General features: G+C 70.6%; 16 protein-coding genes. 4 read left to right on the top strand and 12 right to left on the bottom strand.

The window, feature by feature from the left end; genetic code table 11:
• Positions 1-70 precede the first annotated feature (70 nt).
• The 8 genes from ACFY12_RS27495 to ACFY12_RS27460 all read right to left on the bottom strand — a co-directional run bounded on the left by ACFY12_RS27495 (position 71) and on the right by ACFY12_RS27460 (position 15,776).
• On the bottom strand, positions 71-5,590 hold the full coding sequence (locus ACFY12_RS27495; protein WP_390718721.1) for a beta-ketoacyl synthase N-terminal-like domain-containing protein: 5,520 nt from the start codon (positions 5,588-5,590) through the stop codon (positions 71-73).
• Positions 5,591-5,674: 84 nt separating this feature from the next.
• On the bottom strand, positions 5,675-5,866 hold the full coding sequence (locus ACFY12_RS27490; RefSeq protein WP_390718586.1) for a ferredoxin: 192 nt from the start codon (positions 5,864-5,866) through the stop codon (positions 5,675-5,677).
• Positions 5,867-5,951: 85 nt separating this feature from the next.
• Positions 5,952-7,190, bottom strand: a complete 1,239-nt coding sequence (locus tag ACFY12_RS27485) for a cytochrome P450 (protein WP_390718585.1) — start codon at positions 7,188-7,190, stop codon at positions 5,952-5,954.
• Between the two features lie 28 nt (positions 7,191-7,218).
• Positions 7,219-8,277: a DegT/DnrJ/EryC1/StrS family aminotransferase gene (locus ACFY12_RS27480; protein ID WP_390718584.1), complete on the bottom strand. Its 1,059-nt coding sequence runs from the start codon at positions 8,275-8,277 to the stop codon at positions 7,219-7,221.
• 60 nt (positions 8,278-8,337) lie between these two features.
• On the bottom strand, positions 8,338-9,726 hold the full coding sequence (locus ACFY12_RS27475; protein ID WP_390718583.1) for a glycosyltransferase: 1,389 nt from the start codon (positions 9,724-9,726) through the stop codon (positions 8,338-8,340).
• Between the two features lie 82 nt (positions 9,727-9,808).
• Complete coding sequence (locus ACFY12_RS27470; protein ID WP_390718582.1) at positions 9,809-11,467, bottom strand: GMC oxidoreductase; 1,659 nt, start codon at positions 11,465-11,467, stop codon at positions 9,809-9,811.
• Positions 11,468-11,645: 178 nt separating this feature from the next.
• Entirely contained in the window at positions 11,646-12,737 is a 1,092-nt protein-coding gene (locus ACFY12_RS27465; RefSeq protein ID WP_390718581.1) for a DUF5954 family protein, read from the bottom strand.
• Positions 12,738-12,866: 129 nt separating this feature from the next.
• Positions 12,867-15,776 (bottom strand): AAA family ATPase, encoded by a 2,910-nt coding sequence (locus ACFY12_RS27460; RefSeq protein WP_390718580.1) that lies wholly within the window; start codon positions 15,774-15,776, stop codon positions 12,867-12,869.
• A 128-nt stretch (positions 15,777-15,904) separates the two neighbouring features.
• Here ACFY12_RS27460 and ACFY12_RS27455 point away from each other — a divergent pair, with 128 nt between their 5' ends.
• Positions 15,905-16,630: a LuxR C-terminal-related transcriptional regulator gene (locus tag ACFY12_RS27455; protein WP_390718579.1), complete on the top strand. Its 726-nt coding sequence runs from the start codon at positions 15,905-15,907 to the stop codon at positions 16,628-16,630.
• A 128-nt stretch (positions 16,631-16,758) separates the two neighbouring features.
• On the opposite strand, the gene ACFY12_RS27450 is transcribed toward ACFY12_RS27455, so the two are convergent.
• The gene (locus ACFY12_RS27450) at positions 16,759-17,700 is read right to left on the bottom strand and encodes a TetR/AcrR family transcriptional regulator C-terminal domain-containing protein (RefSeq protein WP_390718578.1); all 942 of its coding nucleotides are present in this window, start codon (positions 17,698-17,700) and stop codon (positions 16,759-16,761) included.
• A 162-nt stretch (positions 17,701-17,862) separates the two neighbouring features.
• Between ACFY12_RS27450 and ACFY12_RS27445 the strand changes: the two genes are divergently transcribed.
• The gene (locus tag ACFY12_RS27445) at positions 17,863-18,972 is read left to right on the top strand and encodes an FAD-dependent monooxygenase (RefSeq protein ID WP_390718577.1); all 1,110 of its coding nucleotides are present in this window, start codon (positions 17,863-17,865) and stop codon (positions 18,970-18,972) included.
• Positions 18,973-19,034: 62 nt separating this feature from the next.
• Here the strand turns inward: ACFY12_RS27445 and ACFY12_RS27440 are convergent, their stop codons facing one another.
• The 3 genes from ACFY12_RS27440 to ACFY12_RS27430 all read right to left on the bottom strand — a co-directional run bounded on the left by ACFY12_RS27440 (position 19,035) and on the right by ACFY12_RS27430 (position 22,127).
• Positions 19,035-19,514: a hypothetical protein gene (locus tag ACFY12_RS27440; RefSeq protein WP_390718576.1), complete on the bottom strand. Its 480-nt coding sequence runs from the start codon at positions 19,512-19,514 to the stop codon at positions 19,035-19,037.
• Positions 19,515-19,617: 103 nt separating this feature from the next.
• The gene (locus ACFY12_RS27435; RefSeq protein ID WP_390718575.1) at positions 19,618-21,657 is read right to left on the bottom strand and encodes a caspase family protein; all 2,040 of its coding nucleotides are present in this window, start codon (positions 21,655-21,657) and stop codon (positions 19,618-19,620) included.
• Positions 21,654-22,127, bottom strand: coding sequence for a hypothetical protein (locus ACFY12_RS27430; protein WP_390718574.1), 474 nt, complete (start codon positions 22,125-22,127; stop codon positions 21,654-21,656). The genes ACFY12_RS27435 and ACFY12_RS27430 overlap by 4 nt, the downstream gene beginning before the upstream one ends.
• Before the next feature lie 252 nt (positions 22,128-22,379).
• Between ACFY12_RS27430 and ACFY12_RS27425 the strand changes: the two genes are divergently transcribed.
• Together ACFY12_RS27425 and ACFY12_RS27420 are read left to right on the top strand one after the other, a co-directional pair.
• Entirely contained in the window at positions 22,380-23,402 is a 1,023-nt protein-coding gene (locus ACFY12_RS27425; protein WP_390718573.1) for an ETX/MTX2 family pore-forming toxin, read from the top strand.
• A 145-nt stretch (positions 23,403-23,547) separates the two neighbouring features.
• Complete coding sequence (locus tag ACFY12_RS27420; RefSeq protein ID WP_390718572.1) at positions 23,548-23,877, top strand: PadR family transcriptional regulator; 330 nt, start codon at positions 23,548-23,550, stop codon at positions 23,875-23,877.
• The last annotated feature ends 14 nt before the right edge of the window (positions 23,878-23,891 follow it).

Here is a 23,891-nt window from a genome sequence, read left to right as displayed (position 1 = left end):
CCTAGAATTGGCGAGGGGCCCGCTCCGGACCGGGAAGTCGGGCGGGCCCCACTCGTCAACTCTCGACCTGTCAACTCCCGGCGTCCATCAGCCGGAACAGTTCCTCGTCGCTGGCCGACGCCAGGTCCAGCGCCCCTCCGGGGGCCAGGTCCGGCGTCCCGCCAGGGTTGGCGCCCGTGCCCTCGCCCGACCCCGTCGCCTCCGACGCTTCCGCCTTCCACCGTGCCACCGCCCTCAACCGTGCCACCGTCTCCGCCGAGACCTCTGCACCGGCCGTGACCAGGGACTCCAACTCGGCCACGACAGAGGAGACATCGCGTGCGGGGGCGGTCGGCCGGGCCAGTCGTTCGCGGACGAGCCGGACGATGGCGTTCGGCGTGGGGTAGTCGTACACGAGCGTGGAGGGAAGCCGCAGGTCCGTGGCCGCGATGAGGCGGTTGCGCAGTTCGACGGCGTTCAACGAGCCAATGCCCAGTTCCTTGAACGTGCGGTTGCCGTCTGCGTCACTGGGCTCCTCACCACCCGTCTCCTCACCACCCGTCTCCTGGCCGCCGAGCACGGCCGAGGTCTCGGCGAGAACCAGGGCCAGTACGAGTGCGTCCTGTTCGGCGTCGTCGAGACCGGACAGGCGGGCCTCCAGTCCCGGCGGCTCTTCACCGGCCGCCACCACCCCGCCCGCCGCAACCGCGGTGACTGCGACACCTTCGGAAGCTGCGGCATCCGCGACGCCCCCGTCGCCGGCCGAGCCCACTGGACCCGCCGAGCCCACCGCGGTCATCGGAGCCGGCGCCAGCCAGAACCGCCGCCGCTGGAACGCGTACGTCGGCAGGGCGACGGGCCGGGCCCCGGGAAGCACCGCGTCCCAGTCGACGGGCACGCCATGGGCGTGCACCCGGGCGACCGCGGTGAGCAGGGCGTGCCGCTCCGGTACCCCGGCGCGCAGACTCGGCACCACGGCGACCCCGGGCTGCGGGCCGGCCGGCTCCAGGCACTCGTCGATCATCGGCGTGAGCACCGGCTCGGCACCCAGCTCCAGGAACCCGGTGACGTGCTCGTCGCGGAGCCGGCCGATCGCGTCCTCGAAGCGTACGGACTGCCGCACGTGCCGCACCCAGTGGTCCGGGTCGCGCGCCTCCTCGCCGGTCAACGGGCGGCCGGTGACGGTGGAGACGAGGGGAACGGCGGGCGCGGCGTAGGACAGGGTACGGGCGACCACGCGGAACTCCTCCAGCATGGGGTCCATCAGCGGCGAGTGGGGCGCGGTGCTCACCATGAGCTTCCGGGTCTTGTGGCCGGCGGCGGCGAGCCGGTCCGTGAGCGCGGCGAGCGGGGCCTCGGCTCCCGAGAGTACTAGGGAGTGCGGCCCGTTGACGGCCGCGATCGACACGGAGTCCGTCACCTCCGCCAGCCACGGGGTCACTTCGGCCTCCGTGATGCGCGCCGCCACCATCGCACCGCCGGGCGGCAGCGCGCCCATCAGCCTGCTCCGGGCCGCCACCAGGGTGCACGCGTCCTGGAGAGAGAGCACGCCCGTCACGTGTGCGGCGGAGATCTCGCCGACCGAGTGCCCCACCAGGTGGCCGGGGACCACGCCCCAGGACTCGAACAGCCGGTACAGGGCGACCTGGACCGCGAACAGCGCGGGCTGCGTGTAGGTGGTGTCGTCGAGGAGGGCCGCCTCCTGGGAGCCAGGAGCCGCCCACATCACGGAGGTCAGCGGCCGCGCCAGCAGCGGATCCAGCGCGGCGCACACCTCGCGCAGCGCCTGCCCGAAGACGGGGAACGCCTCGGCCGCCTCGCGACCCATGCCGCCGCGCTGGCTGCCCTGCCCGGAGAAGACGAAGGCCGGCCCGCCCGGTGCGGACTCGTGCGGGGTGACACCCGCGGTTCGCTCACCGCGTCCGAACTGAGCTGTCATGGAGAGCAGTTGTGCCCGGTCGGAGCCGCTGATGACGGCCCGGTGCCGGTGCAGGGCGCGGGTGGTGGCCAGGGCATGGGCGACATCCCGGGCGCGCAGACCGGGGTCGGCGGTCACGTGCTCGGCCAGGCGCCGCGCCTGCGCGCGGAGCGCCGCCCGGCTGCGGGCGGACAGCACCCAGGGCGCGGCCGCGTCACCGGCTGCCTCCGGGCCCCCAGGGCCTGTGTCGGAAGTCCCGCCTGCCCCGGACTCGTGGCGCACCTCTTCCGGAACCTCGCCGGGAGCCCCTCCCGCTCGCTCAGCCGTCTCCTCGCCCGGTGCCTCCTTGCCCGGTGCCTCCTCCAGGATCACGTGCGCGTTGGTGCCGGTGAGCCCGAACGAGGAGACCCCCGCCCGGCGTGTGATACCGCTCTCCCGCGGCCAGGGCCGGGCCTCGGTCAGCAGCCGTACCGAACCGGCGGACCAGTCCACCTTGGCCGAGGGCGCGTCCACGTGCAGTGTGCGCGGCAGGACGCCGTGGCGCAGCGCGAGCACCGTCTTGATGACCCCGACGACCCCGGCGGCGGCCTGGGTGTGCCCGATGTTCGACTTCACCGACCCCAGCCACAACGGCCGCTCCTCGGACCGCTGTTGGCCGTACGTGGCCAGCAGGGCCTGGGCCTCGATGGGGTCGCCGAGCGGGGTGCCGGTGCCGTGCCCCTCCACGGCGTCCACGTCCCGCGGCGTCAGCCCGGCGTCGGCCAGGGCCTCGCGGATGACGCGCTGCTGTGCGGGCCCGCTCGGCGCGGTGAGCCCGTTGGAGGCGCCGTCCTGATTCACGGCGGAGCCCCGTACGAGCGCCAGGACGGGGTGTCCGTTGCGCCGGGCGTCGCTCAGCCGCTCCAGCAGCAGCAGTCCCGCGCCCTCCGACCACGCGGAGCCGTTCGCGGCGTCCGCGTACGCCATGGAGCGGGAGTCGGGGGACAGTGCGCGCAGCCGTGAGAAGTGGGCGAAGGGCGCCGGGGTCGCCATGACGGTGACACCGCCGGCCAGCGCCAGGTCGGTCTCGCCCGACCGCAGGGACCGGCAGGCCAGATGCAGGGCGACGAGGGAGGACGAGGAGGCGGTGTCGACCGTCAGCGCGGGGCCTTCGAGCCCGTAGGTGTAGGCGATGCGCCCCGAGATCGCGCTGGCGGAAGTCCCGGTGATGAGCATGCTCTCCCACGCGCTGGGCGTGGCGGACGCGTGGGCGCCGTAGCCGCGGTCCATCGCGCCCGTGAACACGCCCGTACGGGTTCCCCGCACGGACCTCGGGTCGATGCCCGCCCGCTCGAAGGTCTCCCAGGCCGCCTCCAGCAGCAGCCGCTGCTGTGGATCGGTCGCCGTCGCCTCCTGGTCGGACAGGCCGAAGAAGCCCGCGTCGAAGTCGCCCGCGTCGTGCAGGAAGCCGCCTTCGCGCGCGTAGGAGGTGCCCGGGCGGTCGGGGTCCTCGTCGAAGAGCCGGTCCAGGTCCCAGCCGCGGTCGGTGGGGAACGGGGACATCGCGTCGGTCCCGTCGGCGAGCAGCTCCCACAGGGCGTCGGGGGAGTCGGCTCCGCCCGGCAGCCGGCAGGCCATGGCGACGATCGCCACCGGGTCGGGACCGTCCGCCGGGATCTCCCACGGCTCCTCCCGAGACAGTTTCTCCCGAGAGGGCTCCTCCCGAGACGGGTCCTCCAGGGACGGGTCCTCCTGCTCTGCCAGTACGTGCGCGACGGCCCGCGGGGTGGGGAAGTCGAAGGCCAGCGTCACCGGGAGCGGCAGCCCGGTCTCCTCCCGCAGCAGATTCCGCAGCCGTACCGCGAGGATGGAGTCGAGGCCGAGCCGGCGGAAGTCCGTGTCAGGGGAGAAGGAGTCGGTGTCGGGGGAGAAGGGGACGGCGGTTCCGTCGTTGCCGAGCAGCCGGCCGACGCAGTCGCGTACGAGGTCCAGCGCCTCCTCGGCCGTGTACGGCGGGATCGCACCGAGACGGGCCGGAACGGTCACCGCTTCAAGGCCGGCGAGCAGCCCCTTGAGCGCCCGGCGGTCGAGCTTCCCGGCGGGGGAGAGGGGAAGCTCGCGCACGGTGACCAGTTCGAGGGGGATCTTGTGGTCGGCGAGCCCCAGCCGGCGCAGGAACGCGGTGACCTCGGACAGGCCGATCGTGCGGTCCGTGTGGTCGGTCACGACCAGGCACGGGTACTCCCCGAGCCGGTCGTCCGGTGCGCCGGCCACGGCCAGCGGGCCCAGGCCCGCCAGGTTCGCGAGCAGCCCCTCGACCTCGGTGGCGCTGAACTTCCGGCCCCCGGTATTGATCAGCTCGTCCGCCCGGCCGTGCAGGACCACCACGCCGTCCGCGCCGATGGCCGCGAGATCGCCGGTCCGCAGCCAGCCGTCATCGGTGAGGGCCGCGCGCGTCAGCTCCGGCTCGCCGAAGTAGCCGCGGAACAACCCCGGCCCCCGGTACTGGAGTTCACCCCTCACGCCCGTCACGCCCGGCGCGCACACTCCACCGTGCTCGTCGACGACCCGCACGTCCACCCCGCTGACCGGCACTCCCACACTGCCGTCGGGGTCGTGGGCCCGGGTGCGGGTGCCGGTGCCGATCTCGGACATGCCCCACACCACGACCAGTTCGCAGCCGAGGACGGTGCGTACCTGTGCGGCGAGCGCGGGTGCGACGGCGGCCCCCGCCGTACGCACCTGGTACGGGGTGAAGCCCGTCGGCTCGCCCGTCCTGGCCAGCCGCGCAACGACATCCCGCAGTTGGGCGGGCACGGCGAAGACGACGCGGGGGTCGTGCTCCCGCGCCAGTTCCAGGAAGCGGTTCACGTCCCAGCCCGCGAACAGGACCTGCCGGCGGGCGGCGAACAGCGCCGCGTGCATGGCCTGGAGGCCGAACAGATGGGTCATCGGGCAGGCCGTGAGGACCGTACCGGCGAAGGCGTCGGCGGCCTCGGCGGTGACGGCCACGGTGTTCGACAGCAGACCGTCGTGGCTGTGCACACAGAGCTTGGGACGCGCCGAGGCCGTACCGGAGGAGGGGACCAGGACGAGCGGCATATCGGGGGTGACGTCCACCGGCCGGGGCCCGCGGCCCGCCCAGGCCGCCAGCAGCCCGTCCAGTGACCCGACTCCCGGCTCCTCGCCCTCCGCCTCCTCGTCCGCTGTCTCCTCTGCCTTCTCGCACCCCGTCTCCGGCTCCCCGGCCACCAGCACGCCGCGCAGCGACGGCACGCTCTCCAGCAGCGAACGGGCCGTCGCCGGGCTCTCGCTCCCGGAGGCCGACAGGACGAGCAGGACGGGTTCCGCCCGGGTCAGCAGCGCGCGGACCTCCGGGGGCGTGGTGCCCTGGTGGACGGGCAGCAGTACCGCTCCGATGGCCGCGACGGCCAGGTGCAGGGTCTGCAGCTCCCAGCAGTTCGGCAGCCGCACCGCCACCACGTCGCCGGGTGCGACGCCCGATTCCTGTAGTCCGCGGGCGAGCGCGCCGACGTCCTCCCGCCACCGCGCCCACGTCCAGGAGCGGTCCCCGTCGACGACGGCCACCGCGTCGGGGACGGATTCCACGGCGGTCTCGAACACCTCGGGCAGCGTGCGGCCGCCCCGGGCATCAGCATGCGCCGCGTCGGCGGGCGGCTGGATCGTGTAGTCAGCTGTGTGGACGGGCACCATCACTCCCGGATCGTTCTCGAGCACTCTCGTCGGTTGAGGGGAACGGGCCGGGGTTCGGACACGAGCTCCTGCCCGGTGCGGGCGTCAGCCCTCGTGCACGGTGATCGCCCGGGACGGGCACAGCCCGCTCGCCAGCCGGGCGGCGGACTCCTGGCCGGTACCGGGCTCGGTGAGGAGCGTGACGAGCCCGTCGTCGTCCTGATCGAAGAGCGCGGGCGCGTTCAGCACGCACTGGCCCGCCCCGACGCAGCGGTCGGGGTCAACGGTGATGCGCATGTCGGTGTCTCTCCTGTGGTGGATGAAGGCCGCCCGGTGGCCGGTGTACGCGTACGCGCCACCGGGCGGACGGGGCCGGGCGCGGCTACCAGCGGACGGGCAGCTCGTTCACGCCGTAGAGCACGCCGTCGTACTTGATGTCCAAACCGTCGACGGGCACGGCGAGTTCGAGGGTGGGGATGCGTTCGAAGAGCTTGCGGTAGGCGACTTCCATCTCGACCCGTACCAGGTTCTGCCCCAGGCACTGGTGCACGCCGTAGCCGAAGGCCACGTGGTGGCGGGCGGAGCGGGAGGGGTCGAAGGTGTGGGGGCAGGCGAAGAGGCTCTCGTCGTGGTTGGCCGCGGCGACCAGCGGCACGATGCCCTCGCCCGCCTTGATGAGCTGTCCGGCGATCTCCACGTCCTGGACCGCCACGCGCAGGGACACCAGGTCGGCGACCGAGTGGAAGCGCAGGGTCTCCTCCACGGCCCGGTCGTCGCCGATCCACTGGGGGTTCGTCAGCAGGGTGACCACGCCGAGCGCGATGTTGTTGGCCGTGGTCTCGTGGCCGGCGATGAGCAGCAGCATCAGCACGCCGGACATCTCGTGCGGGGCGATGGCGCCGGTGGCCAGCAGCCGGGTGATGAGGTCGTCGCCGCCCCACTTCTGCTTGATCTCCACCAGCCGGTTGATATAGCGCAGGAGGTCCTTGGCGGCGGTCATCCGGTCGTCGTCGGTGGAGGAGCGGAGGGAGACCAGGACCCGGGTCCGGGACTCGAAGAACTCGCGGTCGGCGGGCGGCACGCCGAGCAGTGCGGAGATCACCAGGGAGGGGATGGGCAGGGCGAAGTCGGCGACGAGGTCGGCGGTGTTGCCCGCGGCCAGCATGGCGTCCAGTTGCGCGTCCACCGTGCGCTCGATCGCGGGCTTCATCGCGCGTACGCGCCGGACGGTGAACTCCGGGATGAGGGCCTTGCGGAACCGGTCGTGCTCGGGGGAGTCCATTCCCACGAACCAGCCCGGGATCTGCTCCTGCTTGGGCACGCCCAGGTTCCCGACGTTGGGGAATCCCTCGTGCTCGGGGTTGGAGCTGATGCCCGGGTGGGTCAGTACGGTGCGTACGTCCTCGTGCCGGGTGACCAGCCACACCCGTTTGCCGTCGGACAGGTGTGAGCGGACCAGCCCCTTCCGGTCGCGGTAGTCGGCGTAGTCGGGCGGCGGGAACGGTACGCCGGGCCTGCGCACCGGAAAGTCGACGGTCAGCGGGTCCGTCTCGGGCACGGCCGGAGCCGTCCGGGCCGAGACCGGGCAGGCCGGCGGTATGGCCGGGTCGGTGTGCGTCATGGGTCGGTATCCCCTCTCGAACGGGCCGTCAGCCGGCGCCGTAGAACGCGCGGACCCGGTCGATCACGTGGTCCTGGTCGTCGGCGGTCAGGCCGGTGTGGGTGGGCAGGTACAGCCCGTCCTCGGCGAACGTGTTCGCCTTGAGCGAGGGCCAGTCGGGGTGGAAGTACATGGGCTGCCGGCTCATCGGCTTGAAGAACAGCCGGGTCTCGATCGACTCCCCGGCCAGGAAGTCACGGAGCTGCTCGCGGCGTTCGGCCCGCAGGTCGTACATCCACAGCACGTCCCGCGGCGGCATCAGGGTGATGCCGGGGACGTCGGCGAGGCCCTCGTCGTAGCGCTTCTCGATGCCGCGGCGCACCTCGAGGATCTCGTCCAGGCGCTCGGTCTGGGCGAGCGCGACGGCGGCCTGCATGGCGGTCATCCGGAAGTTGTAGGCGACCTTCTTGTGCAGGAAACTGTGGTCCTTGGTGAACGCCATGGCGCGCAGGTGTGACAGCTGCCCGGCGAGTCTGGGGTCGTCGGTGAGGCAGATGCCGCCCTCACCGGCCGTGATGATCTTGTTGGCGAACAGTGAGAAGCACGCGATGTCCCCGACCGGGCGGACGCCGTGGGCCTCGGCACTGTCCTCCACGACCCGCAGGTTGTACTGGTACGCGATGTCCATGATCGCGTCCATGTCACAGCGGCGGCCGTAGATGTGGACGGGCATGATGGCCTTCGTCCGCGCGGTGAGCTTCTCCTCGATGCGGGTGACATCGATATTGAGGTCGTCCGCGCAGTCGACGAAGACGGGGGTCGCGCCGGTGTAGGTGACGGCCCATGCGGAGGCGATCATGGTGAACTCCGGGACGATCACCTCGTCACCGGGGCCGATGCCCAGGGCCCGCAGGGCCAGCGTGAGGGCCGCCGTCCCGGAGGAACAGGACACGCCGTGCGCGACACCGTTGTAGTCCGCGAAGGCGCGCTCGAAGCGCCCGACCATCGGGCCCTGCGACGATATCCAGCCGTCCTCGACGGCACCGGTCAGATACTCCAGCTCTTTGCTGTCCAGAGCGGGCCTGGACACGGGGTACTTGAACGACATCCGCTGCCTCTTCCTTCTCTTCCTCGTGGTCCTCGTGGGTACGTGCGTGTGCGAGCGGCCCTACGCGCGGGCCGGGGCCAGGGCCGGATGTCCGAGGAGGAGCTCGGCGGCGGTCTCCCGGCCGCCCGCCGCACGCTGCAGGGCACCGAGCCGCTCCGCGTTCTCGCGGAAGGAAGGGGTCTCCAGCACCCGTGTGAGCTTGTCGAGAACGTCGTCGACGTCGATGTCCCGCGGCCGGTCGAGGGTCAGGCTGATGCCGAAGTCCCGGCCGCGCACGGCCTGGTCGTAGCAGTCCACCCACAACGGCCGGACCACGAGCGGCTTGCCGAAGTACACGCCCTCGTTGTAACCGTTGCCGCCACCATGGGTGAAGAACACCTTCACCTTCGGATGGGCCAGCACATCCAGCTGCGACGGCACCCAGCTCTCGAAACGGAGATTCGCCGGCAACGACTCCTCCGGCGGCAGCAGATGCTGCTGTTCCGAGGGCAGCTTCCACAGCACCTGGTGCCGTCCCTGGAGCCGGCGGGCGACCTCCACCATGGACTCGACCTGGCCACGGGTGAGACGGGTGATCGTCCCGAACCCCGCGTAAATGACCGAGGACTGCTCATCCAGCCACCGCGAAAGACCGTCGTCCTGCGGAGCCTCCGGCAGAGGCGGCACCATCGCACCGACCAGCCGCATCTTCGCCGGAATCTCAAAGGGATAATCCAGCTCGGCGATCGAATTGCACAGCACCAGATCGGCGTGGTCGATCCGCGCCATCAGACTGGGCTTTCCGAGCCCGTGCGCCGTGCGCCGCCGCTTCTCCTCCGCCACCACCTTGCTCATCTCGGGCGTGCAGAACATCGCCAGGGTCCGCCACTTGAAGAGCGCGTTGCTCACGCGCTGCGCGAACGTCATCGGATACGGCAGCCCCGTATGCGGCACGGGGAAATCCCGCGGGGTGTAACCCTTGCCGAACGGCATGAACGCCGTCAGCACATTGCTCGGCACGAACGGCACACTGAGCACATACGGAATCCCGCGCGAAGTCGCCAGCTCGATCGCGAAAGAACTGATGCAGTCGATGACCATCAGCGCCGGCCGCACCTCGTCGACCACGGCCGCCAGCCGGTGGAACTTCTCCTCGTGCCGTCCGGGCTTGAAGGAGTGCCGGACCACCGCGCGGTGCGCCTTGAAGCGCGAGGACTGAGTGACCTCACGGTAGACCGCGTCGTCCCACGTCACCGCGGACAACTCGGTGACCACCTCACCCAGCGAGGCGAACTCCACCGGGGACCCCACCGAGATCCTCTTCACATCCTCGCGGCGCGGCTCATCGGTGGCGAACCAGAGATCCGGCACGTTCTGCCGGGAGAGCTCCTCGGCGAGGACGAGCAGCGGATTGGCCAGCCCGCTCTCCGGAAGAGTGACGAAGAGGATCGGCCGTCGGGCGGAGTCCATGGAATTCCTTTCGTGATGACGGACGGGGTGCGGCAGACGCACCCCTGTGCGCGGGTAACGGTGAGCCGTCACCGGAGCGCTGCTACGCGGCCTTGACGTCCTCGGCGATGATCCGCTCGATGTTCCGCTCGGCCAGCGCCGTGATGGTCACAAAGGGGTTGACTCCGATGGACCCGGGTACGAGCGCGCCGTCCGTGACATAGAGGTTGCGGTAGCCCGCGACCCGGCCGTAGAGATCGGTGGCCTTGCCCAGGACGCAGCCGCCGAGCGGGTGGTAGCTGAAGTCGTCGGAGAAGTTCTTCAGGTGCGGACCGAACAAGTCGTAGCGGTACATCGTCACGTTGGCCCTGTTGATCCGGTCGAAGAGCGACTTCGCGGCGTCGACCGCGGGCGTGTTCTGGTCCCGGGTCCAGCGCAGCACGGCCCGGTCGGTGGCCTTGTCGTAGACGAACGTGCCGCGCTCGGGGTTCTTGGTGATCGCCAGGTAGAGACTGACCCAGGTCTCCAGGCCGGCCGGCATCGGCGCGATCTCCGCGAAGACCGGGGCGGCGGGGTTGTCCCAGTCGTCGATGCCCAGGGCGGGGATCGACGACTGGTGGGCCCCGGTGGGGTTCCAGATGTGGTTGGCCCGGCCGGTCATGATGTTGCCGTTGGGGCCCCAGCCCGCGCCGACCTCGGCGTTGAGGTCGGGCAGCGTGCCGGTGTCCCGGGCGCGCACCAGCAGTTCGGTGGAGCCGAGGCTGCCGGCGCCGAGGAACAGATGGCGGCAGGCGATCTCCTTGTGGGCGACGGCCTTGCCGTCGGCGTCGGTCTGGTCCACGGACAGCACATAGCTGCCGTCCGGCTGCCGGCGGATCGCCTTGACCTGGTGCAGGGTCTCGATGGTGACCTTGCCGGTGCCGAGCGCGGCGGCCAAGTAGGTCTTGTCCAGGCTCTTCTTGCCGTGGTTGTTGCCGTAGATGACCTCGCCCGCCAGCGCGGACCTGGGCGCCTCACCGGCCGCCTCGCGCCGCATGTGCCCGAAGTCGTAGACGTTGGGGACGAAGGTGGTGCCCAGGCTCGCCTTGGCCGCCTGTTCGCGCGAGACCCGCGCGAACTTGTACCACTCCGTCTCCTCGAACCAGCCCTTGTCGATGTGGTTCACCCCGAGCATGGAGTTGGCCCGCGGGAAGTACCGGTCGTACATCTCGGCGGCGTCCACCCGTGGGAGGACCTCCTCGAAGTACGCGCGCTTCGGCACGACGGCCATACCGCCGTTGACCAGCGAACCACCGCCCACCCCCCGTCCCACGTACACCGACATCTGGTCGAAGTGCACCTTGTCCAGCACGCCCGCGTACGGGTCGATGTCCCGGTTGATCACATCCAGCCACAGGAACGAGCCCAGCGGTGCCTCGGTGCGGGACTTGAACCAGCTTGAACGGCGGTCGGGTTCGAGCATTCCGCAGAAGACATTGCCGTCGTCGGCGGGGGTGTTCCACAGTCGGCCCATTTCGAGCATGAGCGTGGGAATTCCGGCCTCGCCGAGCCGCAGCGCGGATACCGCGGCGCCATATCCCGTACCGATCACCACGGCCGGTACGAACGAGCCGCTGCCGGCCCGCGGACCGCGCTTTTCGGCGGCCGCGGCACGCGGGGTGGCGGAAATCGTGGTCATTCCGGCGACGGCGGCGCCGCCCAGGGCGGCCAGTCCGAGCAGACGACGCCGTGACAGAGAGGGATTCTGCTGGTTCTCGAACACGCTGGTAGTACCTGACCTTCGCCGACAGGATTCTTCCCCGCAGGGCTTCCACGGCGCTGTCCCGGTGGGGATTGCGGGCCTTGTTCATCGGGCCCGAGCCGCCGCGCGCCACCATCCTGAGCGAGAAAGACTGAGGGAAATGCCAGATACCCGGTGGCCGTTGGACCGGCCGGAAGGCTTACTCCTCGTCGTCGACGTCCCCGTAGAAGACGTTGCCGTCTTCGTCTTGGAACGGGTGGATACGGTCGGGGCCGTGGCTGCTGGTATCGGACGGGCGCGGTCCCTCGGGACCGTCGGGGCCCCAGCGCAGCAGGCGGCGGGCGCGGCCGATCCGGTAGACGGTGCCATGGACCTCGAGCTGGTTGACCCGGCCGGCGCGGAGCCGCTCGGCGGCCTCGGCATACGCGGCCAGCTCCGAGCCCGCGGCGGCGGCGCCGTCGGCGACGAGGGTGCGCGCGTCGACATCCGTGCCGGAGTCCATGGGGATGAGACCACGGCTGCGCGGCTCCCAGTACGTCAGGGAGAAGTCCAGTGTCTTACGGGCGTCTTGAGCACTGGCATGCAGGCCGCTGCCCGGCTTCCATCCCGTGGCGGTCCGCTCCACGATCAGGAACGTCGCGGGCAGCAGCAGGACGTCGGGGTGGGTGTCCAGGGCCCGGTGCGAATCGGCCAGCACGTCGTCGGGGTACGGGGCGCCGGCGTAGGCCATACCGCGCAGTGTCAGCCGTTCCGCGGCCTGGGTGGGGGTGACCGGCGCGTCCGGATCCAGGACCAGACCGTCATCGATCTCCGCGTCCCTGGAGCCCCGGTCCCAGTCGGGGGTGACAGGCTCCGGATCGGTCGGACGCGGCTGCTCGAAGCCGTCCGGACCCAAGCCCGCGTACTCCTCGGCGCGCACGATCCGGTAGCGGGTCCCCCACACGGTGAGATCGTTGACGCGCTCGCTCTCCAGCCGGGCGACCGCCGCCAGCAGGGCACGTCGCTCGTCCCTGTCCTGGACATCGTCCTTCGCCCGGAACCACAACAGCGAGTTCAGGTTGTCGCGGGCCAGCTGCGGACAGCCGTCCGTCAGCGGAACCACCACCCGCCACCGCGGCCCGTCCTCCGCACTCTGCGCGGCCACCCCGAACCGCGGGCCACGTACCGCCAACGCGCCGGCCCGCACCACGGCGTCCACCGCGTCCGCCTCCACAGCGGACTCGACCGGCTCTACCGGAACCCGCACCACCACCGGCCGCGCCGCGCCCGGCTCCACATCCTCATGGTCCATGCCCCCATCCTGCCGACCAGGGCACGCCGTCATGACGGATTTCCCCATTCCTGCCTCGCTCGTGACTCTCGGAACTCCTTTCTCGCGACTCCTCGCGGGACTGTGATAACGCCGCACGGAGTTCTTGGATCACGGGTGTGACCTTCTCGCCGGTATCACCGGCGTCGTCGGCATCACCGGTGGACCTGTGCCGGCCAGGAGGGCCGCGCGCAGTTCGCCCCGCCTCCGTATGCCCAGCTTTCGGTAGGTGCTGGTCAGATGGGTCTCCACGGTGCGCCGGGCGAGGTGAAGGAGGGCGGCGATCTCGGTGTTGGTGTGGCCGGTGGCGGCGAGTTCGGCGATGCGGCGTTCGCCGTCGGTGAGGGAGGACGGGCCGGTGCGCGAGGTATGCGGGTGGCGGGCGCCGAGGTCGCGCAGGGCCTGCTCGGCGAGGGTGCGGTGGCGGACGGCGCCGCGGCGTTCGGCGCGTTCGGCGGCCTCGTGGAGGCAGTCGCGGGCCCGGGCCCGGTCGCCCGCGGCGGTGAGGGCGCGTCCCTCCGTGATCAGGGCGGGGAGCAGTTCGGACTCGGCCGAGGGGGCGGTGCGGAGGATGCGTACGGCCTCCGAGGCCAGCTTCAGGCCGTGGCGGCCGCCGGTCGCCATGGCCAGGGCGCGCAGGGCGCGGCCCACCGGTCGGGGGGTGTCCCACACCTGCGCGAGGCGCAGCTCCTCCTCGGCCAGCGCGACGGCCTCCTGCGGGTTGTGGAGCGCGAGGCAGCACTCGGCGGCCGCCGTGCGCCACGGGGTGACCACCGGGCTGATCACGTCGCGGGCCGACTGGCGCCGGCCGCACTCCAGGAAGTCGTGGAGCGCGCCCGCCGGGTCGGCAGCGGCGGCCCGCAGCACACCACGGGCATACAGGAAGCGGTTCAGCTCCCAGGAGTCCGGCGCTTCGGCGAGGTCGAAGGCCGCCGCGAGCCGTTCGGCCCGCGCCATACGGCCCGTCTCGACCAGCGCGATCAGGACGTGCCCGTGCCGGTTGCACGGGCCGGCGTGCCCCGCCTCGGTGTCCAGGGCGTCCGGGGCGCCCAGCAGGCGGGCGTAGTCGCCGCGGGCCGCGGCGATGTCGATCCCGGTGTTCAGGATCGCCTCGTGCATCGGGTGCAGCAGGGCGGGGTGCTGCCCGGCCAGGCCCCGCTCGACCAGGCGCTCGGCCTCGTCGAGTTCGTCGGCCCACTGGGCCACGGCGGCGGCCGTGCCCAGCAGGAACGGTTCGGTCAGCGGGTCGGCGGGCTCGGCGAGCAGGTCCCGCACCTGCTTCATGGCCTTGTCCGCAGAGGTCAGTCCGGCCGTCGACGCGTACCGCACCATCAGCATCTGCCCGGCGGCGCCGAGCAGTTCGGGGGAGTGCTCGGCGGTCTCCGTCAGCCACCGGTACACCTCCTGCCGCACCCCCTGGTCGTGGTCGGAGAGCAGTGCCGAGGCCGTCTGCACCGTACGCACCAGATCGGGGCGGTCGGTCAGCTCGCCGTCCAGCTCGCGCAGTTGGTCGACCGCGGCCCGTACCTTGCCGCGGCCCGCCAGGGCGGTGCCCAGCGCCACCGCCGCGTGCACCCGGCCCTGCGGCGTGCCCTCCAGGCGCAGCGCCTCCGCGAAGCGCGACAGCCCCGCCGAGGCGTCGCGTGCGGCGTGCTCCAGCGAGCCCAGCCTGGTCAACAGCCGCTGCCGGTCGGCGTCGGGCATCGGCTCCTCCAGGGCACGGCGCAGAAACGCGACTGCATCGCCGGGCGGCCGGCCGTCCCGTGCGGCCAGGGCCGCGGAGTCCACCAGTACGGTCAGCGCCCACGGCTCCCCGACGGGCCCGGCCCGCATCAACTGCCGTGCCACGGTCTCGACGCGCGCGCCACGGCGCAGCATCTCCTCGGCCGCGTCCCGGTGAACCGCCTGCCGCCGGGTCACCGGGACATCGGCGAGCACCGCGTCGCGCAGCAGCGCATGCGCATAGCGGGGGCGCCCGTCCGGTGCGGTGCGCAGCACGCCGAGCCGGGTCATGGCCGTGAGCCAGCCGGAGATCCGTGCCGGGTCGGCCCCGGTCGGCCCGGCGAGGAGTCCCGCGAGGGCCGCGGTGGCGGAGGGGGCAGGGTACGGGACCGGATGCCCGGCCGGGGCGGGTTCCGCCCACCCCTCGTCCAGCGCCGCCAGCACCCGCGCCACTTCGCCGGTCAGCGGCCCCGTGCTGTCCAGCCACCATGCGACGGCAGCCGGGTACGCGCCCGGATACAGCTCGGCGCAGCACTCCGGCACGGTGCCGGCCGCCGGTACCCCGCCCCCAAGGTCCTCCAGCAGGGCGAGCAGCAGCAGCGGGCTGCCCGCGCCGGCCCGCACGCAGTCGTCGGCCCAGGCTTCCGGCGCGTCGGAGAACGCCGAACGCACCAGCTCGGCAGCAGAGCCGGTGCCCAGGGGCGCAAGCGTGCAGGTACGGACGAGAGCGGGCGGCAGTGCATGCGCGATGCCGGGGAGCGGCGGGTCCACGTCGTACTGGCTGCGCTCGGTCACCGCCAGCACCACGGGTAATCGGTCGAGGCGCCGGGCGGCCTCCGCCAGCCACTGGCGGGAGGACCGGTCGGCCAGGTGCACGTCGTCCACGGCGAGCAGCAGCGGCCCCTCGTCGGCGTACGAGCGCAGCAGCCGCCACAGCTTCGCGGAGGTGCTGCGCTCGTCGACACCCGGGGACAGACCGGCGAACTCCGTCGACAGCCCCAGAAGTTGCAGTACGGCGGAGAAGGCGAGCGCGCTGTCGCCGGGGGAGCATCGGGCACGCAGTACCCGCATACCCGCCGCGGCCGCGTCTTCGGCCGCGGCCTCCAGCACGGAGGTGCGCCCGGTGCCCGTCGCCCCGCGCACCAGGACCGTACGGCCGGCGCCGGCCCTGGCACGTGTCGCCTCGGCGGCCAACAGCGCTACCGCGTCGCGGTGCTCACCCGGCGGGCTCAGCGGGCCCGGTGGTTCGGGTGGTCCCGGCGCTCCTGGCGCTCCCGGTAGTCCCAGCGATCCTGACATCCTGCCTCCTGTTGCGCCCGCCGGGTTCCCTACGGGCCCCGCTCGTGGAGTCCGTACGGTGATTTCGTGGTAGGCCTCGTGGTCCTCCACGATTGCCCGTGCCGCTGCCCCTGCAAGAGGCTGATGTCATGACACCGGCCATCAATTCCACCCAGTCGGCGGGGCCCCGGGCATGGGGGGAACGCTTGGACAACTCCTTGGGAACCACGGACCGCACGGTGGCTCCCACCGACGGGCCGATACCCGTGACGGTGCACGCGGCCGATCCGATCTCCTTCGAGGGCGTACGCAGCCAGCTGCGCAGGCACCCGGAGATCGAGCTCTGCGAGGAGCCACGGAGCGGCCCCGGCACGGTCGGCCTGCTGGTCGGCGAAGCGCTGGACAAGGCCGCGCTGACCCGGCTGCGCCGCATCGCACGGAGCGAAGGAGGCCGCGCCGTGCTCGTGGTGGGGGCACTGCGGGAGACCGAGCTGCTCGACATCATCGAGTGCGGGATCGGCGCCATCGTCTGGCGCCACGAGGCCACCGGGAACCGGCTGGTACAGGCCGTATGTGCGGCCGCGCGCGGCGACGGCGACCTGCCCGCCGACCTGCTCGGCCGGCTCATCAACCAGGTGGGGGCGCTGCACCGCACCACCACGGGCCGCCCAGGGGCACTCTCCTCGGGCCTGGCACCGCGTGAGGTCGACGTGCTGCGGCTGGTGGCCGAGGGGCTCGACACCGGGGAGATCGCAAGCAAGCTGTCCTACTCCGAACGCACGGTCAAAAACGTGGTGCACGAGCTCACCACCCGGCTGCACCTGCGCAACCGGGCGCACGCCGTGGCCTATGCCCTCCGGGAAGGTTACCTGTGACCCAACGGGCACATGAGGTGCACTCTCGGTCATTGCAACCTGCCCCCGCGCCGTCCCCGCCACGCCTGCGGGGACGGCACGTGCGGGCCCGCCGCCGGCGCGGACACTGAGCGACCCGGGCCTGTTGATCACTTGGCTTCCCCGGTGAGCAAGGCCAGGCCGTCGAGCATGGACGAGAGGCCGATGTCGAACAGCTCGTCCAAGCGCAGGTCGTAGCCGTTTTCGCCGAGGGATTCGATGACCCGGGTGAACGTCGGGTACTCGCCGGAGGCGGTGATCGCCTCAAGGGCGGGCAGCTGGGCGTCGAGCCACTGCTCTTCGGACAGGCCCGTGACACCCTCGGCCTGGGCTTCCCGTTCCAGGTGGACCGCGATGCCCTGCACGTAGCTGTAGATGAGCACGTTCAGGTTGAGCATGGTCGCCGGGTCGAGTCCGTGCCCGTCCAGGGCGCTGAGCATCCACTCGGAGTAGGCCATCAGGTTGGGCAGCATCAGCGGGCGGGTGAGCGGGCCGATCTGCGCCAGCCAGGGATGTGCGCGGTGCAGTTCCCAGAGCGACCGGGCGCCCAGCTCCAGCCGGGCCCGCCAGTGCCGAGGGGGGTCGGAGGGATAGGAGAGTTCGCCGAGGACTGCGTCGGCCATCAGGAGCACAAGGTCGTCTTTGCTGTTCACATAGCGGTAGGGCGACATGGTGCCGGCACCCAGGCGTGCGGCGACGCCCCGCATGGACAGCGCGTCCAGGCCTTCTGAGTCGGCGATGTCGATGGCGGTGCGTACGATGCGCGCGCGGGTCAGTTCGTGTTCGGGCGCGGGTGTTGGGCGGGGGCGCCGGCCTCGCGGCGGGCGGCGAGGGGGTGCCACCACGGTCCCGACGCGTGGCCGGGCCTGTACGAAACCCTCCTGGCGCAGGGTGGTCAGTGCCTTCGTCGCGGTGGCCAGCGCCACGTCCCACTCCTTGGCGATCTGACGAGTCGACGGAACTCGGTCGCCTGGAGCGAGTTCACCGTCCTCGATGCGTCGCCGGATCTCCGCGACGATGCGCAGGTAGGGCGGAATGATTTCCGAGGCCACCGTGCCCTCCTTCTTCCTGTACTAGGACAGAGATTATCAGGGAAGATGCCGCTCGCGACCCTCGCTGCGCTAGGACAGCAGCAGGAAATCGGCACTTGGCAGCGCTGCGCGTACGCCGTACATTCAGTGCGTACACCGTATGGAGAAGGGATTCCAGATTCCATGAAGACCGTACTCATCTCCGGTGCCAGCGTCGCCGGACTCACCCTCGCCTACTGGCTGCACCAACACGGCTATGCGCCGACCGTCGTCGAACGTGCCCCCGGCGTGCGTCCAGGGGGCCAGGCGATCGACGTCCGCGGTGTCGCGCTCGACGTCCTCGACAGGATGCACCTCCTGGAGCAGGCCCAGCAGGCACGGACCCGGATGCGTGGCATGTCGATGCTGGACGGCGATGGCAACGAACTCTGGCGCTCCACCGAGATGACTCTCAGCAGTGGGCGGCTCGACAGCGACGACATCGAGCTGTTGCGCGAGGACCTCACGCAACTGCTGTACCAGCAATGCCATGAGGGTATCGAGTACCTCTTCGACGACTCGGTCAGATTCCTTCAAGAAGGCGTGCACGGCATACGGGTCGGCTTCGAACGCAGCCGGGACCGCACGTTCGATCTTGTGGTCGGTGCGGACGGCCTGCACTCGAAGGTGCGGCAACTCGCCTTCGGCCCGGAGCGACAGTTCATCCGCCATCTCGGTTCCTACGTGGCCGTCTTCAGCACCGACAACTTCCTGAACCTGGATGACTGGCAGGTGTGGCTCCAGGACGGTGCCGCGAGCTACTGCGTCTACCCGGTGCGCAACAACACCGAGATCAGGGCCACCCTCGGCTTCACATCGGACCCCCTTGACTACGACTACCGCGATATCGAGCAGCAGAAATCGATCCTCGCCGACCGGATGTCACATCAGGGCGGAGATACCCCGGGATTGCTGAAGGCCATGTGGGAAGCGCCCGATTTCTACTTCGACGCGATGGCTCAGATCCACCTGGATCGCTGGTCGGAGGGCAGGGCGGTGCTGGTCGGCGACGCGGGATACTGCCCGTCGCCGTTGTCCGGCCAGGGCACCAGTCTGGCTTTGGTGGGCTCCTACGTACTGGCCGACGAAATCCGCAAGGCGGGCGCCGACCACCGCACGGCATTTGCCCATTACGAGGAACGACTGCGCCCGTTCGTAGCGCGCAATCAGGCACTCGCCACGGAGAACCCCGGGGGGCCGGCCGCGGAGGAGTCCGTGGAGCGAGCCAAGACCGCGATCACACTCGACAACTGACCGTTCGCACCAGGGAGGTCAGAGCGGAGCGGCGTCCCAGGGAGGTCAGAGCGGAGCTGCGTCTAGCCGATTGGCCCCCGCTCCACTCGCGCGTCCTTCCATTCGGCACTGAAGGAGGGGCAGGCCGCATCACCGCCGTCCCAGTACATGGTGAGGGCGACCGCGTTCGGAGTGCGGTTGATGACGAAATCGTTCTTCACCGTGTACGTGTGGAGCCATCTCAAGCTGCCGCTGCCGACACGATCGCCGTCCACGCTGATCTCCCATCGGATGCGCCGGTCGGCGCAGCCGCGGGGTGTGGAGAATGTGAGCTCTCCGCGCAGTGTGCGGCCGTCGAAACCGAAGCCGCGGCCCAGACCTTCGGGGCGGAAGCTGGTTTCGGCGCGCTTGCGTACGTCCCAGGTGAGGAAGCGGTGTTCGTTGGCGCCTTGCCCGCCGACCGTTTCGGTACGGAAGACGAAAGCCGATCCGTGATCGGCGTGGATCAGAGAGAAGGGCTGCATCGCAAAGATCCCCAGGATCATGCCGGTGAGCACTACCACGATCGTGAGGATGACGGCTGAGCCGGTGCCCCTCCCCGCGCTGCGTCCGGTTCCTCTCCCCGCCCTGCGTCCGGCGTCACGCGCCCCCGCGTCTGCCTCCCCGTCAGAGGACATAGGACACGTCGTAGCGCTTGGACAGGCGCGGTCCCTCCCACACCAGGCCGAAAGTGTCACACGTACCGGCTGCACCGGTCGAACCGACGCTCAGCGTGATGGTGTCCACGTTGTCCACGCCGTCCACGGTGGATTCGTAGGGGAAGTCGTTCGCGATCTTTGTGCCTGTGCCCGGCTTCACGACCTTCGCCGTTCCGCTCCTGAGGCGTCGGCCGTCAAGAGCGATCTCCCATTCCGCTTCGACGGGCTTGCCCGCGCACTCTCTTCCCGCCTCCAGGCGCAGACTGCCCTGAAGGCGGTCGGTGGGGGCGTCGGCGTCCGTTGTGAAAGTGCTCTCCGCCCTGCCCGCCACATCCCAGACGTAGGTGTCCCCCGCGACGGTGGGCTTTCGGCCGCCGGAGGGCTTGAGATCGATCGTGTCAAGGCTGACGAACCAGCCGACGAGAAGATAGGCCGCCACCAGAACGGACAGTCCGGCGACGAGGCCGCCGCCGACAGCCGGCGCCCGGTGCGGGGGGTGCCGGTGTCGCCGCACCGTGGGGGCGGCCGAGGACGAGTCCGGCCCGGCAGGGGGCGTAGCCGTCGCATCACAGCCCTCGGCGCGCCCCTGTTCCACCACCACGGCCGGCACCTTCGCGCCGACGGCCGACTCATACGCCGTCGACTCCTCGGTCCCGTCCTCGGTCCTGGCCGTCGCTTCCGGAGCCAGAAGTCTGCGCACCTGCCGGCGCAGCACCTCGACCTCGCGCCGCAGCAGGCGGACGTTCTCCCGTTCGGCGGCCAGCTCGTCCGCGGTGTCCCTGACGTACTGCCGGGCGTGATCGAGCTGACGCAGCAGCCTGTCGCGTTCCTCGACGAGCGCCGATCCGTCCAGCACCTGGGCGAGGTCGTCCAACTCGGTCTTGAGTCTGTCCGCCTCCTCCCGCCAGTACAGCAGTTGTGTGTCCGTGTCCTTGCTCGCGCGCTGGGCGGCGCGTCGCAGGGCGTGCAGACGGGCCAGTTCCGGCGCCGGGAGCGGACTGCCGCATGAACCGATGAAGTCCGTGACCGCGTCGAGCACCTCCTCGGGAGCGATGCTCCCGCCCTTGAGGTAGCGCTTGACCTGGGCCGGGGACAGTGCGAGGGCTCTGTCCGGCCCGGCCGTACCGAGCGCGGCGGCAATGGCGGCCATGGCGGCCGTGGTGGCAGAAGCGTCCCGGTGCGTACCGCCGCCGCCGTCCAGGACGGGTCTGACGGCCGCGCCCAGGGCTTCCGCGTATGCGGCGGCTTCCCGGCTCACCGCCTGGTCCCACCGGTTGTGCCCGAGGACGATGCGGTGCCCGAAATGGTCCGCGCGCTGCTGGGGTTCGGGACGGCCTTTGGCGATCAGCTTGCGGCGGACATGCCTGAAGAACGAATCCGCGTCGAGGAGGTCCGGGCCGTGCGGAATGCCCTGGTCGAGTGCCTTGATGACCTCGCCGGTGAACGCCGTGTACGGCTCGCCCTTCGGGGCTAGGGCACGAGCCGTCGCTGACGCCGCCGTCAGCAGGTAGGTGCCCTTGATCCCCGTGAGGTCGGCCAGTTCCTCGTGCGGTGCGCCGAGGTGGTCCGCGAACGCCCGCCCGCCGTAGCAGCAGTCCAGGATGACGAGGCGCTGCCGAGCGGTGCACACCTCCATCAGTACGTGCCGGATGTGATGGAAATCCAGGGCGTTGTAGAGACGTTCGGCATCCCCGCCGCGCAGGGCCAGATGGAGGCCGAATTTGAGCGGGGAGAGGCCGTGGCCGGCGAAGTACACCAGGAAGGCGTCCTTCGCTTCCTCGGCGGCCGTGTGCAGCGTGTGCATGACCTCCTGTGCGGAGGCGACCTTCTCGCCGGACAGCTCGATGCAGTGTTCGTCGGGCAGGCCCCACAGGTCGTCGTCCGTGAGCAACTCCTTCAGCTTGCTCACGTTGTTGTCGACGGCGGGCAGATCCGGCAGCCTCTCGTAGTCGGCCACTCCGATCAGCACCGCACGAGACCGGGCGGGGTCGGGAAAGGGCGAGTTCATCGGGCGCCGGACGATCCCCGGTCGCTGCTGTCCTCTCCCGCTCCGCCGGTGTCGGCAGGGCCGTCGGCACCGGGCGCATCGGGCGCATTGCCATGGAGAGCCGCCACGATACGGCCGATCTCTTCGTCGGAGCCGCCGTGGACCGTTACGGAGCCACGGCTGGTCGTCAGCGTCACGGCGGGCGCGGAGGGGCGAGCGCCGCGCCAGGACGCGTACGCGAGGGCCAGGTTGAGGGCCGCGAATCCATGCCCCAGGACCAGGTCGATGATCTCGACCGCTCCCATCGTCTCCGCGTCGTCCTGCTGCGCGGGACGGAGGCTGATGTCCGCGTACTCCCGGACCTCGGGGGTCTGCCTCAGCCATGCACAGAAGTCGAGGGTGGCCCTCTCCCCCTCCCCGTCTCCGGCCCCGGACGTGCCGAGACGGATGTGCACGCTCTCTCCGCTGCGCCGACGTTCCATGGAGAACATGGAGAACAAGGTAGTCAGAACTCTCCTCGGATGTGGGTGAGTTGCCCAGCAGACCTCCATGCACACGCGTAGCCGCGCCACCGCCTGGGGACCGGCACCGCCCTGGACGCACGATCGCCTCCACCGCCCGGTCCGGCTCTGACTTCGGGACCAAAGTCCCTAGGCGTTGCGGGAGATCACCGATTGCATGGCCGCCAAGAACGTTTTCTCCGTTCTGCCCCTATCATCCGCCTCTATCGGATCGGGACCTCCATGAGCCATGTCTCCCGACGGCGTGTTCTCGCCCTCGCTCCTGTCGCCGGCCTCGCTGCGGCCGTGCCCGTCTCGTTGGCCACCGCGGGTGTCGCGTCCGCGGCCCCCGGTCGGCAAAGTGCCCAGCAGGCCGCCTCGAAGCGGAAGGCGGCCGCCCGCTCGCTCCAGGAGATAACGGACGAGTGGGGGAAGTGGATGGCCCGGGAGCGGTTCCCGCGTTCCAACGGCTGCCGCTTCACCGCCTCCACGGACTACGGCAAGCAGAGCGCGCTCGGCGATTACCACAAGTACCAGGTCAGAGCCAAGTACAGCGGCATCACCTACGACCCCAACGCCCCCTCGCCCATACCGGGCCAGGTCAGCTCCGTGACCACCAACTACCGCAATGGTTCGTCGGTCGAGCAGCAGATCACGTACAAGCAGAGCAAGACGACCGAACAGGACCTGCGGATCTCCGTGACGGAGTCGCTGAAGATCGGCGTCTCCATGGAGGTATCGGCCGAGATCCCGGCCGTGGCCAAGGTCACCGAGACCACCTCGATCGAGGCCAGCCTCTCGTCGACACAGGAGTTCACCCACAAGGAGACTCAGAACTGGAGCGTCGACCTTCCCATCAAGATCCCGGCCAAGTCGGTCGTCGAGGCGTCCCTTGTGATCGGCACGCAGAAGTACGACATCGACTGGACGGCCACCGTCAATATGTCGGGAGCCGTGGCGATCTGGTTCAACGACAAGGTCGACCTCAATCACGACGGTGACTACCACTGGCTCTGGTTCGTCCCCATCGAGGAGGTGTTCCGCGACTGCCGCACGCACTCGATCGTGGACACCACCGGCTATGAGATCACCCCGGACGGCGTGGACGCCTTCGCGAGCGGGAAGTTCGGCGGGGGCCAGGGCGTGTCCCTCAATGTGAACGTCGTCCAGAAGGATCTCGACGGCGGCCGGCTGCGCAGCGCCCCGCTGTCGATCCCGGTCCCGCTCAGCCAGGACGGCAAGAAGGTCATCCACGCCGGCCGCTGACCGGCACCCGCGACGACCGAGGGCATCCCCGGCCCCGAGGCTGGGGATGCCCTCGGTCGTTGCGCGCGCCTGGCAAGAGCCGGACTGTCACCTCCCCATACCGTGGAGGTGACAATGGTGTGCGACACACAGTACTGTTTCCTGTGTGGGCACCGATGAACTGATCCTCAGCCAGGCCCAGGAGCTGCGCCGCGGCACGGTCGTCCTGGCCTGCCTGGCACTCCTGGAGGAGCCGCAGTACGGCTACGCGCTCCTGGAAACGCTCGGCGATGCCGGGATTGCCGTCGACGGCAACACCCTCTATCCGCTGCTGCGCCGCCTGGAGAAACAGGGACTGCTGATCAGCGAGTGGAACACCGACGAGTCCAGACCGCGCAAGTTCTACCGGGTCAGCCCCGAAGGCACTCGGGTCCGCACCGGACTGCTGCGCGAATGGCAGGACCTCGTCGCCTCGATAGCACGACTGACCAACTGACCAACTGACCAAGG

The sequence above is a fragment of the Streptomyces sp. NPDC001339 genome, assembly GCF_042895955.1.
Lineage (GTDB): Bacteria > Actinomycetota > Actinomycetes > Streptomycetales > Streptomycetaceae > Streptomyces.
The sequence above is the reverse complement of the archived record's forward strand: the minus strand, read 5'-3'. Positions and strand labels throughout refer to the sequence as shown.